The sequence below is a fragment of the Halocatena marina genome (assembly GCF_023276375.1).
In the GTDB taxonomy this organism is placed as follows: Archaea; Halobacteriota; Halobacteria; order Halobacteriales; family Haloarculaceae; genus Halocatena; species Halocatena marina.
Genome location: NZ_JALLPK010000002.1, coordinates 298827 through 315951, shown reverse-complemented (window position 1 = coordinate 315951; position 17125 = coordinate 298827). Strand labels below are relative to the sequence as shown.

At 55.1% G+C, this 17125-nt stretch carries 13 protein-coding genes; 8 read left to right on the top strand and 5 right to left on the bottom strand.

Annotation, left to right across the window (positions count from 1 at the left end; all coding sequences use genetic code 11):
- Window positions 1-90 precede the first annotated feature (90 nt).
- The 5 genes from MW898_RS20110 to MW898_RS20090 all read left to right on the top strand — a co-directional run bounded on the left by MW898_RS20110 (window position 91) and on the right by MW898_RS20090 (window position 6449).
- The gene (locus MW898_RS20110; RefSeq protein ID WP_248910098.1) at window positions 91-1743 is read left to right on the top strand and encodes a bacterio-opsin activator domain-containing protein; all 1653 of its coding nucleotides are present in this window, start codon (window positions 91-93) and stop codon (window positions 1741-1743) included.
- A gap of 186 nt (window positions 1744-1929) precedes the next feature.
- Complete coding sequence (gene acs, locus MW898_RS20105) at window positions 1930-3897, top strand: acetate--CoA ligase (protein WP_248910097.1); 1968 nt, start codon at window positions 1930-1932, stop codon at window positions 3895-3897.
- 56 nt (window positions 3898-3953) lie between these two features.
- Entirely contained in the window at window positions 3954-4391 is a 438-nt protein-coding gene (locus MW898_RS20100; protein ID WP_248910096.1) for a DUF4212 domain-containing protein, read from the top strand.
- A complete protein-coding gene (locus MW898_RS20095) occupies window positions 4388-6073 on the top strand; it encodes a sodium:solute symporter family transporter (RefSeq protein ID WP_248910095.1) in 1686 nt (561 codons plus the stop codon). The genes MW898_RS20100 and MW898_RS20095 overlap by 4 nt, the downstream gene beginning before the upstream one ends.
- 160 nt (window positions 6074-6233) lie before the next feature.
- Complete coding sequence (locus MW898_RS20090) at window positions 6234-6449, top strand: DUF8119 family protein (protein ID WP_248910231.1); 216 nt, start codon at window positions 6234-6236, stop codon at window positions 6447-6449.
- Between the two features lie 104 nt (window positions 6450-6553).
- Here MW898_RS20090 and MW898_RS20085 read toward each other — a convergent pair whose 3' ends face one another.
- The 5 genes from MW898_RS20085 to MW898_RS20065 all read right to left on the bottom strand — a co-directional run bounded on the left by MW898_RS20085 (window position 6554) and on the right by MW898_RS20065 (window position 12930).
- On the bottom strand, window positions 6554-7300 hold the full coding sequence (locus tag MW898_RS20085; RefSeq protein ID WP_248910094.1) for a maleate cis-trans isomerase family protein: 747 nt from the start codon (window positions 7298-7300) through the stop codon (window positions 6554-6556).
- A 3-nt stretch (window positions 7301-7303) separates the two neighbouring features.
- Window positions 7304-9025, bottom strand: a complete 1722-nt coding sequence (locus MW898_RS20080) for a hydantoinase B/oxoprolinase family protein (protein WP_248910093.1) — start codon at window positions 9023-9025, stop codon at window positions 7304-7306.
- Window positions 9022-11034 (bottom strand): hydantoinase/oxoprolinase family protein, encoded by a 2013-nt coding sequence (locus tag MW898_RS20075; RefSeq protein WP_248910092.1) that lies wholly within the window; start codon window positions 11032-11034, stop codon window positions 9022-9024. Before MW898_RS20075 ends, MW898_RS20080 begins: the two co-directional genes overlap by 4 nt.
- A complete protein-coding gene (locus MW898_RS20070; RefSeq protein ID WP_248910091.1) occupies window positions 11035-12243 on the bottom strand; it encodes an Nramp family divalent metal transporter in 1209 nt (402 codons plus the stop codon).
- Window positions 12244-12378: 135 nt separating this feature from the next.
- On the bottom strand, window positions 12379-12930 hold the full coding sequence (locus MW898_RS20065; RefSeq protein WP_248910230.1) for a ribbon-helix-helix protein, CopG family: 552 nt from the start codon (window positions 12928-12930) through the stop codon (window positions 12379-12381).
- A gap of 910 nt (window positions 12931-13840) precedes the next feature.
- Between MW898_RS20065 and MW898_RS20060 the strand changes: the two genes are divergently transcribed.
- The 3 genes from MW898_RS20060 to MW898_RS20050 all read left to right on the top strand — a co-directional run bounded on the left by MW898_RS20060 (window position 13841) and on the right by MW898_RS20050 (window position 16742).
- On the top strand, window positions 13841-14221 hold the full coding sequence (locus MW898_RS20060) for a nuclear transport factor 2 family protein (RefSeq protein ID WP_248910090.1): 381 nt from the start codon (window positions 13841-13843) through the stop codon (window positions 14219-14221).
- 713 nt (window positions 14222-14934) lie between these two features.
- Window positions 14935-15147: a hypothetical protein gene (locus MW898_RS20055; protein ID WP_248910089.1), complete on the top strand. Its 213-nt coding sequence runs from the start codon at window positions 14935-14937 to the stop codon at window positions 15145-15147.
- Window positions 15148-15374: 227 nt separating this feature from the next.
- Complete coding sequence (locus MW898_RS20050; protein WP_248910088.1) at window positions 15375-16742, top strand: hypothetical protein; 1368 nt, start codon at window positions 15375-15377, stop codon at window positions 16740-16742.
- Window positions 16743-17125: the final 383 nt, after the last annotated feature.

The following is a 17125-nucleotide window of genomic DNA, read 5'->3' as shown; positions in this document are numbered from 1 at the left end:
TGTATTCGCAGGAACCCTCAGTAAAAATCGTGGTGTAAGCGTGTAACTATCGGAATAGTTATTTCGGAATGTCGAATTGGAACGAAACAGATGGGTGGACTGGCTCAGTTCCTCTGTGATGGCGGATATGAGCGCCTTCGTCGAGCGACACGGACTCATCGTGGCGACCTCATTGTCCGGTTGTGTGGGGAGGTTGGATTACGACCGAAAGAGGTGGTCACAATCTCTTCCAACGATGCCATTGAGATCGATGGCGTGTGGTTTCTCGATGTCGGAGTCCGCAAAGCGTACCTTCCAGCGGACGTGGCCCACGCAATCCGAAAGTACGCCCGTTCTATCGATACTGAGGAAGCACTCGTGGATGTCTCGGAGCGCCGTATTCAGATGCTTGTTCGAGAATGCGGCAACCGGGCGGCTGACGCAACTGGCGACGATCGCTTTCGTGAGATATCGACTCGCGACCTGCGAGCTTTTCACGCCTGCCAACTCGTCGCTGACGGTGTTAATCTATCTGTCGTCCTCGCGGTGACTGCCTACAATCGGCTGGCCGCGCTGGAACCCTACATCGATCCTCCAGACCAAGAACGAATCGCGTCGACTCTGGATTCGAAACAATCGACGGTCGATCCTCCATCCACGCGATTCCGTCGAGCAGTAACTGTCGCAGCTGACGTCGGCAAGGAACTCACAGCCGCTAGTACTTCGTCCGACATCCACGAAATTGTCTGTGATCGGCTTGCTGATGCGGACGAATACCGCTTTGCGTGGATCGAAGAAGCGACCGGCGATGGCCTTGTTGCTCGAACACACGCTGGTGTGGAGCGGGATGCTCTCGAACGGATCCGCTCCGAATCCGAAGCGGTCATAGCCACAACGTTGGATGATCAGGAAATTCAAACCAGAAACGCTGAGACGGCCACAGTAGTTACTATTCCTTTGAGTGAGGGACAGACCGCCCGTGGGCTACTCGGCATCGGGGTCCCTCCAAACGAGATCGACCAGCCCGAACTCGACGTACTGACGGTGCTTGGCACACAGATCGGCCACGCAATCGCCGCAGTCGAGCGAAAGCGACTACTACTCGCCGATACGGTGATTGAGCTGACCTTTGGCGTCAGTCACGAGGCAGCCGTTCTACCAGTAGCAGCAGCCACACTCGATTGTAGCTTCGAACTGGTCGGCGTCGTTCCTGTCGATGGCGGATTACTGTGTTACGTCGCCGCTCGGAACGTCACACCAGACGCAGTTCTTGAATACGCGGTCGCCACTGACGCGATCGAAGACGTGCGGTTCGTTGGGGATAACAATGAAGGAATCCTCTTCGAACTGTCGCTACACCATTCGCCGATTTTGGTACTCACAGAAGCAGGTGGACGGGTTCAGTCATACGAGGTCGATCCGCACGGAGGCCGACTGGTTGGGGAGATTTCGACTGACGTGGACGTCCGTGATATCGTTACAACCGTCACCGACGCATTTTCTGGTATCACTTTAGATGCAAAACGAGAGACTGAACACGAAATTGCGACCGACATGGGATTTCGAGAAACACTCGCCGACGAACTTACTGAGCGACAGGCGACCGTACTTCGGTCAGCATACTTCGGTGGATATTTCGAGTGGCCACGTGATTCCACAGGCGAGGAGTTGGCTGACTCGTTGGACGTTTCCTCACCAACGCTCCACCACCACCTTCGCACTGCCCAGCAGAAACTGCTCCGCACGTTCTTTGATGATCCCTAACTGTCTAGCCTTCACAAAGCCATGTTATAGATGTGCACGGAGGGTGGTACCATCCCTTGTATTCGTTACTGACGCGTGATAGAGGCGTTGAGAATCAATATCCCTTACAATTGAAAGCACGTGGGAATCCGTTGTGATAATTAGTGAGGATGTTTATGATAGCCGCTTCGGGACGTAGCATCGTCTATGTCAGAGCAAGACACCGAACTGGAAACACACTTGAACGAACAGGAGGTGTTCGAACCTCCTCAGTCCTTCGTCGATCAGGCAAACGTCTCTGACCCATCGATATACGAAGCGTTCGAGGAGAACTGGCCAGCATGCTGGGAGAACGCCGCAGGGATGCTCGACTGGTTCGAGGGCTACAACCAAGTTCTCGATGAATCGAATCCACCGTTTTACGAGTGGTTTACGGGCGGTAAACTTAATGCATCTTACAACTGTCTCGACCGTCACCTTGACGACCGTGGTGACGACGTCGCCATCGAGTGGATCGGCGAGCTCGGTGAGACGCGCCGCTACACGTACCTCGACCTTCATAAAGAAGTCAACGAGTTCGCCGCAGCACTGCGTGGGCTGGGCGTCGAGGAAGACGACGTCGTCACCCTCTACATGCCGATGGTGCCTGAGCTGCCCATCGCCATGCTTGCGTGTGCCCGCATCGGCGCGCCTCACTCAGTCGTCTTTGCGGGCTTCTCTGCGGATGCGCTCGCGACCCGAATGAACAGTGCTGACTCCGAGTACCTCGTCACCTGCGACGGTTACTATCGTCGCGGCGAAATAATCGAACACAAGGAAAAGACCGACGAAGGAGTCTCAGGCGTCGACCAGAACGTGACAAGCGTCGTCGTCGACCGGCTCGGCGACGAGTACGACCACTCAATACAGAAGCGAGACCACGACTACGATGCGCTAATTCGCAATCACACTGGTGCCGAAGTTGATCCAGTCGCTCGTGGGTCCGAAGACATGCTGTTTTTGATGTACACGTCGGGAACGACTGGGGAACCAAAGGGAGTCCAACACTCGACCGGTGGGTATCTCTCGTGGGCCGCTTGGACGAGCCACGCGGTGCTCGACATCAAGCCCGAGGACACCTACTGGTGCTCGGCTGACATTGGCTGGATCACCGGCCACTCCTATATCGTGTACGGTCCACTCGCGCTCGGTACAACGTCGGTCATGTACGAAGGGACGCCGGACTACCCTGAAAAAGACCGGCTTTGGGAGATCGTCGATACGTACGACGTGAACCAGCTCTACACAGCACCAACAGCCATCCGAGCGTTCATGAAGTGGGGCGAACAGTACCCCAACGAACACGATTTATCAAGTCTTCGACTGCTCGGCACCGTTGGAGAGCCGATCAATCCACGCGCGTGGAAGTGGTACTACAAGCATATCGGTGATGAGTCGTGTCCAGTCGTCGATACGTGGTGGCAGACCGAGACTGGAGGAATGATGGTGACGACGCTCCCCGGTGTTCGTGATATGAAACCCGGTTCGGCAGGGCCACCGCTGCCCGGCGTGGACGCACAGGTGGTCGATGAGAGTGGCGAGGAGGTCCAGTCTCAGGGGGCGGGCTATCTTACGGTTCAGCGGCCGTGGCCGGGGATGCTCCAAACGCTATACAACAACGACGAACGCTACATCGAGGAGTACTGGGCAGAGTACTCCGATGACCAAGACAAATGGGTGTATTTCCCGGAAGACGGTGCTAAGATAGACAACGACGATTATCTCACCGTTCTCGGACGCGTTGACGACGTAGTCAACGTCTCGGGACACCGACTCGGGACGATGGAGATCGAGTCAGCCGTCGTTGGCGTTGAAGGGGTCGCTGAAGCGGCCGTCGTCGGTGGTCACCACGAGGTGAAAGGCGAAGCCGTCTACACCTATGTCATCACCGAAGACGGCCAGACGGATAATGAAGCACTTCGAGAGCGCATCATAACGGCAGTCGAGGATGCTATCGGTCCCATCGCTCGCCCTGAGCAGGTGATTTTCACACCGGAACTGCCCAAGACCCGCTCCGGAAAGATCATGCGTCGGTTGCTAGAGGACATCGCTAACGGCGATGAACTCGGTGACACGAGCACGCTTCGCAATCCAGAGGTCGTCAATGATATCAAAGTGAATGCCAGCGACGACTGAACGTGCAGCTTTCAACCATCACTCATCGGACACCAACATCACATACGAGACTATCTATGACAGATAACGACACACACGAATCGGAAGCTGGAGGCGTTGAGACGGACGGAGGCGTAGCCACACAGACAGCACGAGCCCATCAAGAAACAAACTATCTCGACAACGAAGTGAACATACTGAATCCGACCACCCCGTTCATGCGGGATCATCTCCGAATAATTTGGACCGGATTCATCATCTGGGTCGGTGTTGTCTTTGGACCAGTAACGCTGACCGCTATTGCCCCAGGCGTCATGACGACGCAGCTGCCAGTGATCGGATTCCCACTGCACTACTTCTTGATCGCAATTGGGGCACCAACTGGCGGGCTGATTCTCTCGTACTGGTACGTCCGCAGGCGCGACCAACTCGACGAAAAGTACGGTATCAGACACACAACCACAGATCCCGATCATGCGGATGTCTCGGTCGCAGACGGGGGTGAATCCGAATGACGGGTGCTGCGTTCTTGCTCCAGAGCGGATTACTCCCTGAAGGGTTAAACGTCTCATTCAAACTCCTTCCGGCACTCCTCGTCCTCGGAATGCTGCTGCTGTTCCTCGCAATTGGATTCGTTTTCCGCGTGGCCGACACTGAAGGTATGTGGGTCGCGGGACGCTCCATCGGAAATCTCGAGAACGGAACGGCGATTGCCGCCAATTGGATGTCGGCAGCGTCATATCTCGGGATGGCGGCGCTTATTGCGCTATCCGGAATCTACGGACTGGCGTTCGTCGTCGGCTGGACAACGGCGTTCTTCATCGTACTGATTTTCATGGCTGCACAGATGCGTCGGTTCGGGAAGTACACGGCACCGGACTTCGTCGGTGACCGATTCAACTCCGACTCGGCGCGTGCAATCGCAGCAGCTACGACATTCCTCATCGGCTTCGTCTACGCAATCGGACAAGCCCGTGGTATGGCGCTCGTCGGTCTGTACGTCTTCGGCGATATTGGCGTCCCGGGTCTTACCGGCTACCAGTCGATGGTCGTCTTCATGATGACGATCACAGTCGGATATCTGTCACTATCCGGTATGCTGGGTGCGACGAAGAATCAGGCTGTTCAGTACATCATTCTCATCATTGCGTTTTTGATAGGACTCTACGTTGTCGGCTTCACGCAAGGCTATTCGACGGTGGTTCCACACCTCGAGTACGGTCAGCTGATCAGTGAACTCGGGAGCGAGTTCTCCGAACCGTTTGTGAACAACAGCTACTATCTGTGGATCGCAACGTGTTTCTCACTCATTGTCGGAACTGCTGGATTGCCTCACGTCCTCGTGCGGTTCTATACGGTCGAGAACGAGCGAACCGCCCGTTGGTCGACTGTTTGGGGACTGTTTTTCATCTGCCTGCTGTACTGGAGCGCACCCGCGTTCGCAGCGTTCGGGACTGACCTCTACGCGGATAAGGTAGGTGCAGTGTACGGCGATCCTGGTATGACGAGTGCGGCCGGTGACGTCATCGTCGTTTTGGCAACGCAACTAGCGGGTCTCCCGTCGTGGTTCGTCGGACTGATCGCGGCAGGTGGCATCGCTGCAGCGATTGCGACGATTGCCGGTTTGTTCATCGCCGGTTCGTCCGCCATCTCACACGACCTCTACACGAACATCATCAACCCTGATGCGACTCAGCGCCAGCAGGTACTCGTCGGTCGTCTGAGTATTATCTTGTTAGGCGTCATCACGACGCTGGCCGCGTTGAATCCAGCAGCACCGATTGCAGCGCTGGTCGCATACGCATTCTCACTCGCTGGATCGGTACTGTTCCCGATGTTCTTCCTCGGGCTTTGGTGGGAGAATGCGAACCGCCAGGGAGCGCTCGCGGGCATGACTACCGGCCTGATCCTCTGGTTGATCCCGATGATCAACGAGGTTGTGCCGACGTACCTCGGTGGTGTCGAGGGCCCGTTCGTATCATCACTAGCGCAGTGGATGCCAGCGATCGGTTCGGCGCTGATCGCAACGCCGGTCGTATTCGTGATCACCATTGGCGTTTCGCTGGCGACTGAGGAGCCCGATCTAGAGACGAAGCGTCTTGTCCGACAGTGTCACAGTCCCGAGCCAATGTCAAAGATGAGTTCAGCCGAAGAAGTTGCTACGACTGATGGTGGTGAGTCGACTGCAAGCGACTAACTGTGTGCGACCAAGTCACCGATCAACGAGAGAGTAACGTCGGTGTCGCCGCGGATATTCGAGTCAATCGGACACACAACCATCGCCGACGGACAGAGTCTGTAGTGTAATCAAATATATGAAAAATGAAGACAGCCCAAACAGAGATCAGCAGACGATGATGGCGATCATGGATACCGTCAGCGACTACGTCCGCGAGCAGTGCCCGCAGATGGTGATTGACCTCATGTTCGCCGTCGTGTGGGTGACTGGCGTGAGTATCATCTTCGAAGCGGTCGACGGTCCACAATGGGCTTACTACCTCTTCATGGCAGCCGGAGTCATCGCGTACTTCAGCTTCTTCACCTCATTGGAAGTGGCCCGCGAGCGGTCATAGACGTCCTCACTGTACTATCGGATATCCTTTGATTATTTTCTCAGAGCCTGCCTCCACATTGGTGACGCCGACAGGGTGTCCCCTGAACTATCTCGTGGACCGCGTTAGGGGAGGGTACCAGGGAGCGATGCTGTGTCGAGAGCGGTTACCCGACAGAGATCCCAGAGTGTTGCGAGATTACTCGTGACCACCGGGACATCTTCTCCGATGCTCGACTGTTGGATTTCGTCAATAGCTGCTAGCGTTGGGTAGTTCGTACAGGAGACGAACAGGGCGTCGATGTCGCCAGCGATAGCGAGTGTGTCCCGTGCCTGTGTGGCAGCGTCGGTTGGTGTGAGCCGACCGATTTCGGTGTTTTGTTCCAGCCCACGGCCATCGAGATGGACAACGTCGAATCCGGCGTCCGTGAGATACACCTGTTCCCGTTCGTTCAACTCGTCAATATACGGCGTCGCGACGGCAATTCGAGTGACATCAAGCGCATCAAGGAGACGCCGAACAGACAGTGCAGTCGCAACCGCAGGTGCATCACTGACTTCACTGAGTCGTCGTTCGAGGTCTGCATCGAAGCCGTGACCGTGGATGAGACTGCCCGTGGTGCAGGCGTACGCAATCGCATCGATCTCTGCGTGTGCGAGTCGTTTGGCTGCGGCAACAGCATCATCAGCCATCGCGTCAAGTTCCTCGACGGTCACCCCTACAAGCGGCATTCGTGCCGCGTGAACCGACGCAGTGGGGGGCGTCCAGTGCTCAAACTCGGATTCGACTGTCGTATTCGAGGACGGTACGACGACACCGAGACGGACCCGGTCGCTGTGGACCGTCGCGTCCTCAGGGAAGGAAGGAGCCATCGGTCAGTCACCCTCGGTTTTCTCATCGAGTCGATCGCGCTCACGATGCGCCGGGTCTCGATCCGACGGATTTCCGTGGCCGCCACCACCCGGCGTGAGGACGGTTACTGTGGTTCCTTCGTCGACATCAATCGACGTCTTGGCAGCGACTGGTTCACCGTCGATGAGATTCTGGCCAACTGCGCCGCTTTCGCCGCCTGCGAGACCAGCGGGAGGGATACGACGCCGCTCAGTGAGCAGTGAGACAGTCGCATCCTCCTGAACGGTCACTGATCGTTCGAGACCAAGGCCTCCACGGAACCGGCCGTCTCCTCCGCTTTCGCTCCGGAAACCGTAGCGCTCGATGTGGAGGGGATAGGCCGATTCCAGCGCCTCGACCGGCGTGTTGAGTGTGTTCGTCATTGCAACCTGAACCCCCTCCATGCCGTCCTTCGTCGGGCGGGCACCGAATCCACCGCCGATCGTCTCGTAGTAGGTAAACGACCCTGTCCGACTGCCGATGGTGAGGTTGTTCATCGTTCCTTGCCCCCCAGCCGGGACGCGGTCCGGAACTGCCTTGGCGAATGCCGCGAGAACGACATCGGTCACGCGCTGACTCGTCTCGACGTTTCCACCGACGACGGCCGCTGGTAGATCAGGATTCAGGAGTGACCCATCCGGGACATTGAGCGATACCGGATCGTAACAGCCCTGATTCGGTGGAATATCGGGATCAGTCACACAACGCACAACGAAGTAAACTGCGCTCTTAGCGACTGCCAACGGAGCGTTCAGATTCCCCGGCACCTGATCGGCCGTACCATCAAAGTCGACGAAAATCGTGTCACCGTCGACGGTAACTGCTGTCTCGATCGGAATCTCAACGGCAGTTGTGTCAACGCCCGACCGATGTTCGATGACACCGTCGCCTTCGAGAACATCACTTGCGGTATACGTTCCGTCTGGAAGCGCTCTGATCTCTGCAGCGATTCGGTCACGAGAGTAATCAATGATCGCATCAAACGCCGAGAGGACGAGCTTACCATGCTCGTCGAGGAGATCATCGAGTCGTTCCTCAGCGCGGTCGTTCGCTGCAATCTGTGCACGGAGGTCCGCCCGACGTTCGTTCGGCGTCCGAACGTTTGATAAAATAAATGACATGACGTCAGTGTTGACCTCTCCACCGGAGACGAGGCGAATCGGTGGGATTCGGAGCCCTTCTTGGTAGATTTCACGGGCACCGGCCGGCATACTGCCGGGTGTCATTCCGCCGATATCAGCGTGGTGTGCACGAGAAACAGCGTAGCCGATGATTTCCCCGCGTGGTGCAAGCGGGGAAACGAGCGTCACGTCCGGAAGATGTGTTCCACCATCGAACGGATCGTTGAGGACGAAGACATCACCGGGCTGTGGGTCGCGATCGCGGACCGCATCAACAGCTTCTGGCATCGCGCCGAGATGAACGGGGATATGCTCGGCCTGTGCGATCATCCGGCCGTTCATGTCGAACAGAGCGGTCGAACAGTCTTGTCGTTCCTTGATGTTCGGTGAGTACGATCCCGTGATCAGGACCTGCCCCATCTCTTCTGCGACGCTCTCTAACTGATTCCGGAGAATTTCGAGCCTGACAGCGTCAGTATCAGTATTAGTATCGGTATCGGTAGTTGTCACTGTGTTCTCGGTGTCGGTTGTATCCGCTTCGTTTTCTCTGTCTGTGATGTCTGTTGTATTTTCACCGTTCGTCATGGCGTTGCCTCCGTGATAACGAGCGACCCGTCCGGTCTCACAGTTGCTTCCCACGCTGGCGGAACGACAACAGTACTCTCGTCCTGTTCGAGAACAGCAGGGCCAGACACCGTCTCACGCGGTGGAAGTCGCTCACGGTCGTAAACAGCCGTCGGATACGCTCCATCAGAGAAGTGGATTTCGCGCTGGTCAATCACAGCGTCACCGGGTGCGTCGTACGTCACTCGTGGATCCACGCGTTCGATAGCGGCTTCGACACGGAGATTGACGAGAGCAACCGCCTCATCCATCTGGTAGCCGTAGGTGGTCTCGTGAGCAGCGTGGAACTGTTGGGCAGCAGCCTCTGGATCGAATGGCTGGGCCGCAGGCACGGTGAGTTCAAAGCTCTGGCCGGCATAGCGGAGATCTGCACGGCGGGTGAGGACGGCAGCGTCGGGGTCACTGCACTCCTCGCGGACGCTCGCTTCGAGCTCCGCGTAGGCTGACTCCACGTTGGCGACGTCGAGCTCCGAGAGCGACTGCCGGTGAGTTCGGACAGCGTCGTGTTTCTCGTCAGCTGCGAGGAGTCCAAACGCCGAGAGGACACCACAAGCGCGTGGAACGACGACAGTCCCAATATCGAGGCGATCAGCGAGTGCGACGGCGTGCATCGGACCAGCCCCACCGAACGCGACGAGTCCGAATCCGCGGGGATCGAAACCACGTTCGAGCGTTACCGCGCGAATCGCACGCGTCATAGTCGCATTGGCGACCCGGTACATCCCACGGGCTGCGCTGAGCGGGCTGTCGAGTCCGGCTTCGTCGGCAAGCGCGTCGAGCGCATCACGGGCCGCATCGACGTCGATCGAGAGTTCACCGCCGAGGCTGGTGCTCGATCCGATATAGCCGAGAACGACGTTTGCGTCCGTGACGGTCGGTTCGGTGCCACCGCGGCCATAACAGACAGGGCCCGGGTCGGCTCCTGCCGACTCTGGCCCGATACGAAGTGCTCCACCAGCATCGATCCACCCTTTGCTCCCACCGCCAGCACCGACGGTTGTGACGTCGACCATCGGCGTTTTGATGGGTCTGCCGTTGATTTCTGCGTTCGTCGTCTTCTCAACACTGCCATCGCGGACGAGGCTCACGTCGCTGGAGGTTCCCCCCATATCGAACGTAACGAGTCCTGTAAGGTCACGGTCGGCAGCGAGGTCACTGACGCTCGCTCTGGCGCCGACGACACCCGCGGCCGGGCCAGACATGCACGTTCGGACAGCGTGCTTTCGGACCGTCGCAGCATCGGAGATACCACCGTTTGCTTGCATCACGTGCGGTTCCGGGATCCCCGCCTCAGCCGCCCGATCGGCTAGTTGGCCGATGTAGGCATCGATCGCTGGCGTAACGTAGGCATCGGCGACCGTGGTCGACATCCGCTCGTACTCGCGGAACTCCGCGAGAACCTCGTGAGAGACAGAAACCGGAATGTCAAGCTCTGTATCGAGAATGTCGGCGACGGTCGTCTCATTTTCTGGATGCGCGTAGGCGTGGAGCAGACAGACAGCGACGGCAGTCGCTCCGGAGTCACGAATAGACGTGGCCACGTCACGAACCGCATCAGCATCAACAGGCTGGACAACGCCATCGGGAGTCGCACGCTCACTGACAGTGAATCGTCGGCGACGCGGGACCAGCGGTGCTGGCTTGTCTGCACCGAAGTCATACAGAGAGGGGCGGTTCTGACGACCGATTTCAAGGACGTCACGGAAGCCCTCGGTCGTAACGAGTGCGGTCTCGGCGCCATCCTCTTCGAGCAAGGCGTTGACCGAGACGGTCATGGCGTGTGCGAAGTCATCAATGGTACTGGGGGTGATGTCAGCCCGCTCGCAGGCTTTCTCGATGCCCTCCATGACTCCGACGCTCTGGTCTGCGGTACTCGGAACTTTGGCGGTCACGAGCCGATCTCCGCGGAGGAGAACGATGTCGGTGAACGTACCGCCAACATCTACGCCGACGGTTGTTTTGTCTGTCACTTAGAATACCCCCACAAGAGAGAGAAGACTACGAAAGCCAAGCCAGACAACAACGAGTGTGACGAGTCCACCGAGGACGTTCTGTACAGTCGAATTGACGTAGCTGTCGAGTTTCGTGGTGTCGTTCATAACGAAAATGAGAAAGAGCGCGATGATCGGAAGGAGCACTCCGTTAGCGACCTGTGCAAACAGAATTGCCTGCACAGGACTGAAATCGAGCGCCGAAAAGACGATTCCAGTTCCGAGAATGGTTATCCAGACGGCACGGAACTTCGTTGCCGTCAGATCACGGTCCCAGCCAAGCGCGCCCGCCGTCGCGTAGGCACCCGCGAGTGGAGCCGTCGTCGCACTGGTGAACCCGGCAGCGAAGAGACCGATGCTGAAGAAAATCTTCGCGTACGTCCCTGCGACAGGTTCGAGCTGTTCGGCCATCGTACCGACGTCCGAGATCTCAGTGCCGACCGGAAATACGGCGGCAGCGGTAATGAGGATAGAGAGTGTGATGAGGCCGCCGATAACAATTGAGGCGATGGTATCTGTCCGGCATTCAGCAAGGTCTTGTGGACCGTCCCACCGTTCCTGTACGCTGCTCGCGTGGAGGAAGAGATTGTAGCCGACAACGGTCGTACCGACGAGTCCGGTGATGAGGAACGCTGATCCTTCGGGAACTGTCGGAATGAACCCTGTGGCGATAGCACTGAAATCCGGGCCGATGAGGATTGCGTCGATGAAAAAGGAGATGCCCATGATGGCCACGAGGCCGATGAGCGCCCGTTCGATGAGCTTGTACCGACCGGTCCACAGCAATGTGGCACCGATGAGTCCCATCAACGGACCCCAGATGGACGCGCTGATGCCAGTAACCGTTTCTAGTCCCGCTGCACCGCCGAGGATGTTCCCCGTTTCGTACGCGGCGGTCCCGATTCCAATGGCACTGACGACGAGCGCGACGCTCGCATAGCGGAGAACTGGGTTATCGAACCGACCGCGGAGAGCTTCGCCGAGTCCCTCGCGGGTTACGAGTCCGAGACGAGCGCTCATCTCTTGCAGGACGATGGTAGCGATGACTGAGAACGCGATCGTCCAGATGAGCGCGTAACCGAACCGTGCTCCGGTAACACTCGCTGTTGTAACTGTCCCAGGACCGATGAATGCAGCTGCCACCATCGCGCCTGGTCCAATTGCTCTAATCCGTTCTACGATTCCCATTGTGCCCACCTCGTATGAGACATGTTCTCAGCAAACAAGAGATGGTTCTAAATGGTTGTTATGTAGTCTGTGTACACAATGCACACCGTGTACGAACAGATATGAATGAATATGAACTTCCGTGAATAACTGGTATTACTCCACTCGCCGTTCCGTGATGAGGACTTTCGAGACACTCGCTTCGATATCGAGTTCGAACGGCAAGTCTCTGACACTTCGTTTGATAAACCGAGTCATGAACCAGCGAAGCGAGGCAGACGGGAAGACGACTTGGTAGGTATCACCGTCGGTGGCACGGACCGAGAGAAAGCCGCAAAATGAGAGCCATTCGAGGAGTTCTCCGATGTTGTCGAATCGGTCGACATACTCGTGGGCATGGTAGTCAGAGACGGTATCAGCGGCGTCAACGAATGCAGGGTCGGGAGTACCTGTCTCATCTGTGACATAGTCAAGAAAACAGTGCAGGAAGTCGATATCGAGTAAGACATGCTCGCCGCCCGAGAGCATCTGATGATAGGTCGCGAGATTCGGTCCAGCGTCGGCCTCGGCAGCCTCAAAGTTTGCGGCGTAAAAGGTGAGCGCCCGACGGATCACTTCGCTCTGTCCCTCTCCGGTCCAATCAGTGAGATTCGAAAGTGCCGCTGCGGTATCGTTGTCGAGTGAAACTGTCACACGTTCGGCAGTCATGTACAAAGGAGAGAGGCGAAGATGGGTATAGTTGACGACGAACTGTCGGCTGTTGGTTTCTGCGATGTCTGCCATCTCGTGCTTGATGTCGGCAGGCGACCGGTGTGATTCACTAACAATTGTTGTTATCGTTCCTCCAGCGCGTAGAGATAGCCATTCCCGAGTGTATACAGCGTCTCGTCGACGAGGGCTGCTGGCGAGAGTGCTGAAAACGGTCCTCCTAGGGAAAACCATCACCGAATACGGCCAGTTCTGGCATCCACAGCCGCGAGTCCGCCATCGTCTTCGACCTCACGTGCCCTGACAGGAACGTAGACGACGCCGTTGGTGATCGCAGGCGTGGCGAACCGCGGAGATGGCGGCTCTGGGAGTCGTTTACTTCGCCACCGTTCGCTTTTGACGGATACTCACACCATCTTTTAAGGGACTCGCATGTGGAGCATAGCTGGTACCGCCGGGATCGCGCTGTACCATCGGCTAGCCATCTACATCGCCAGTCGCAAGTGGGGTGGATGATCCATTGTTCAAATTCCAACTTAGAGGGACTGAACCAGCTATGACACCACCGGTCGCAAGAAGATGCCGACGAGTTAACCGAGGACCTACAATATCATATACATGTTATGATACGTATATAAAGGTGCGCACTCTGCGAGTAACTCTATTATCTTTCAAATTATGAACTCAAGAGGATAAATCTATCATATAGAATGTATCTCGAAAAACCATCGTGACAAACCGAATCGCTAGTGAAGTGAATCGTGATTGTGGTCTATTGTGGAATCTGCTTCTATCGGATTTACCAGTAATATCCTTCTCCATTCTATTCTTCCGAAGCGACACTGATAGTTTTCGCGGACGAAACACTGCGAAGAATCAAGAGCGCACGAATCGAACAGTCACACACGCCATGCCCGAGATTTCGATCGAAGAGAACTGTGGCAACTCGCCCAGAAAACAGTTTCTTTCGGACTTTTACGTCGCGTTCTGCGAACGCAACGAGGAGGCGATTCTTTCGATGCTCACCGACGATGTTCGGTTGGCGATCATCGGTGAGAAAACACTCGAAGGAAGACAGAGCGTCGTGGACTCGATAGATCTCTTCGTCGAAGGAGTTTCCGAGATAACGGTTGAAAACATCATCACCCACGGTGATACGGCAGCTGTGAACGGCGTCATAAACGACGATAGTGGGGATACCCACGCGTTTTGCGAAATATTCACATTTGAGGGACACACAAAGGACGCAAACATCAAGTCGATCGATTCATTCGTAATCGAAATGGTCTGATAGACAGAATCCGAATGTTGGGTGCGATTCTGGTTTTCCCATCAGTAAAATATTATGTTGATGTAATGGATGAACGGATGAGCAATTGCCGTTTTCATGATCAAGGTAACCTCATAGAGCAGTCTTCGATGTCCGTTTTGCTCACTCGAAATCTGAAGTTTTGACCTTCATTTCCGCTACGAGGCCCCGCGTCTCGTGTGAAGGACACATCCTTAGAGGCATTCGCGTACGATGTTGTACGGATCTGCTGTTTCACTACCTTCTTGTCCATCGAATCGTTCGATTCGAATACGAAGGCGGGTGTTAGCTGGGAGGTCTCTCCTCAATGGATGTGCCAGTTGATGTTGCACTGAAATCTTCCGACGATTCTGCCTGTGGAGAAGTCTCAGTTCCTGTATCCGCCATGCTGCTGTCTGTCGTCTGAGTGGATGTGGAGGACCCGGTCGAGTCCGTCGATGGAGTGCCCTGTAGCGGCGGTGCTTGACTAGAGAGACGCATCGAACAATTATCGCCCAATTTTGATGCAAATCATGCAGACCTAAGTTTAATATAGTGTGTACATGATTAATATATAGGTATTATGACTTGGTGTCTGGTGTCCTTATCCTCAACTGATTCAGAAGCCATATATTCATCTGTATCAGGGGCATAGATTCGATGATCAAACTGTTTACGACGGGTGGTTTATTGATTATTGTTGATATATTTCTCCCATGGTCGCTTGGAATGAATACCAATCGGTGTCATTCTCCGTTTTTATCACGCCTGATGCCCGTTCGCCTTTAATCGCTATTGCATCAGCTCGTTTCTCGTTGGGTTCGCTCGCTTATCGCGAAGGTGACGATGTTGATCGTTTATTCTGTGTCATCGATGGTGTGGCGGCAGGTGTGGCCACCGTATACGGAATCCCTTTCTTTTCTGTTTGAACTGCCTCAACCTTGACGTAGTATTTGTCTGTCTGCTTGGCTGTAGTCTTCACTTGATAATATATTCAAACACCTTTGCATCAATACATTCAAATATAATTTATCATAATTACGATTGATGAAGGAAAAATATAGTTCCTGATGAGGTCGTATATCTATCGATGCCATTCATCGAAGAATCTGAACAAAATAACACTGAAAGCACACGAATGGGTCGACGCAGGTACATGAAGCTCACTAGAGCTGTCCTCGGCGGTTCTGCGGTTAGTGTGACACGGCTCGGAGCTATTCAGGGGACAAGACACCATGGAATTCAGTTCGGGCGCGTCGTGGATGCGGTCACTGATCTTGGATGTGACCCAAACGGCAACCAAGACGTGAGTCGCAAAATCGAGTCGGCTTTCGATGGAAAAACGCTCGTTGAATTCCCTGCAGGGACGTATCATTGGCAGAACCCTGTCTCATTACGCACCGACCGCATCGGAATTCGCGGGAAAGATGAGAACGTATTGTTCACGTTCCCGGCAGGATATAACGAGTTTTTCATCGATGGTACGTGTGATCGGGCGCTGTACGAGAACTTCGACGTCGACGTTCGGCCGGTCAATACTGCGACAGGTATCCGTCTCGCCTCCGAACGGGGGTTTCATATCGAAAACATCGAGCACATCGGACGTGGAACTGCTAATTCCAATGATGTCACCCGCTGTTGGCAGCTCCGCGTGAACGATCCAGGTAAAACCGGAATCATCAAAAACTTCGTGGCGAAGAAAGGTTCAGCATGGGCACACTACAAGAACGGTGATGGCCGTGTCGGCATCTCTGTGTATGGTGGCGAGGGAACGATTAAGATCATCGACTGTCACCTTGAAGAGTTCGGTAACAACGGTATCTACGCCAGTCGATCGTTGAGTTCGGTTCAGGTCGAGGGCGGTATCTACCGAAACAACAACGTCTGTAGCATCCGCTTTTCAGGCAAGGGAAGCTACGTCGACGGTGCAACCATCGAAGTTGATCCGAGCAAGTACTCCGGCCCACGCACGATGGAGGAGACCGATTTCAAAATGGTTGGAATCATCGTCGAGCAAAGTAACAACGATATCGGAAAATCCGACGCGTCTGGGGCGAAGGTCTGTAATACCGACATCATCATTCGTGATAACCCCACCCCAGGCTCTGCGATCTCAGTTTGGACCGATGGCCGAACGCTGGACGTATTGAATACCCGGATCGTCTACGACAACGACGGTACGCCCGCGGTCTTTCGCGAGGGCACGGCTGCTCAAAGAAACGATAGCACGAATATGGACTCACGCTGGCTGCGTATGGAACGTGTTCAAATTACCGGTACTGCTGCAAACGGACCAACTGTTCTCACCGAACAGGCTGACACCTCTCAGATCAAGAACTGTTACATCGAACAGACGGGCAATGCCCGACAGGGTCTCATATTCTCAGATTCTCGAGACACCTTCGTCGGAAACTGTGTCATTAACGTGGGTGCGAACGCGCTTTCTCTCGAATCATCGGGACACTCGCGGAATATTAGACACTCTGGTCCCCCACTGATGAAATGTTTCGGTACGTCCCCCTGATAGTCTGCGTATTTGTAACTCGTAGAACACCATCATAGATAACGTATCCAAAATCAGATAATGCTTAACAATATCTAATTGTAGGCATTACTGACAGAATGTTTATATGACGTGGGTAGGGTAGATATGAACAAATAGATGTCCGGCATAATCGATCAGACGAAGATGGTTTTGATGTATTCCACAACCGGGACAGCGGGTAGTCTGTTTATTAGCTACGGACTTCGAGAATTTCTCCGGGCCACTGGAGGGGGATATTACTGCTGTTCTCATTATATACATCAGGGCCAGGGAATTTTGTTTGCACTCGTTGGTTGGGCAATACTCTTTGGTACCGTGGTTTCCCTATACCACAGACTAACTAGTACGTGATCAGATATCAC

Bases quoted from the DNA above. Each gene is read 5' to 3' on its own strand.
- MW898_RS20110 (WP_248910098.1), top strand. From the start codon at position 91: ATGGGTGGACTGGCTCAGTTCCTCTGTGATGGCGGATATGAGCGCCTT.
- acs (WP_248910097.1), top strand. From the start codon at position 1,930: ATGTCAGAGCAAGACACCGAACTGGAAACACACTTGAACGAACAGGAG.
- MW898_RS20100 (WP_248910096.1), top strand. From the start codon at position 3,954: ATGACAGATAACGACACACACGAATCGGAAGCTGGAGGCGTTGAGACG.
- MW898_RS20095 (WP_248910095.1), top strand. From the start codon at position 4,388: ATGACGGGTGCTGCGTTCTTGCTCCAGAGCGGATTACTCCCTGAAGGG.
- MW898_RS20090 (WP_248910231.1), top strand. From the start codon at position 6,234: ATGGCGATCATGGATACCGTCAGCGACTACGTCCGCGAGCAGTGCCCG.
- MW898_RS20085 (WP_248910094.1), bottom strand. From the start codon at position 7,300: ATGGCTCCTTCCTTCCCTGAGGACGCGACGGTCCACAGCGACCGGGTC.
- MW898_RS20080 (WP_248910093.1), bottom strand. From the start codon at position 9,025: ATGACGAACGGTGAAAATACAACAGACATCACAGACAGAGAAAACGAA.
- MW898_RS20070 (WP_248910091.1), bottom strand. From the start codon at position 12,243: ATGGGAATCGTAGAACGGATTAGAGCAATTGGACCAGGCGCGATGGTG.
- MW898_RS20065 (WP_248910230.1), bottom strand. From the start codon at position 12,930: ATGACTGCCGAACGTGTGACAGTTTCACTCGACAACGATACCGCAGCG.
- MW898_RS20060 (WP_248910090.1), top strand. From the start codon at position 13,841: ATGCCCGAGATTTCGATCGAAGAGAACTGTGGCAACTCGCCCAGAAAA.
- MW898_RS20055 (WP_248910089.1), top strand. From the start codon at position 14,935: ATGGTCGCTTGGAATGAATACCAATCGGTGTCATTCTCCGTTTTTATC.
- MW898_RS20050 (WP_248910088.1), top strand. From the start codon at position 15,375: ATGAAGCTCACTAGAGCTGTCCTCGGCGGTTCTGCGGTTAGTGTGACA.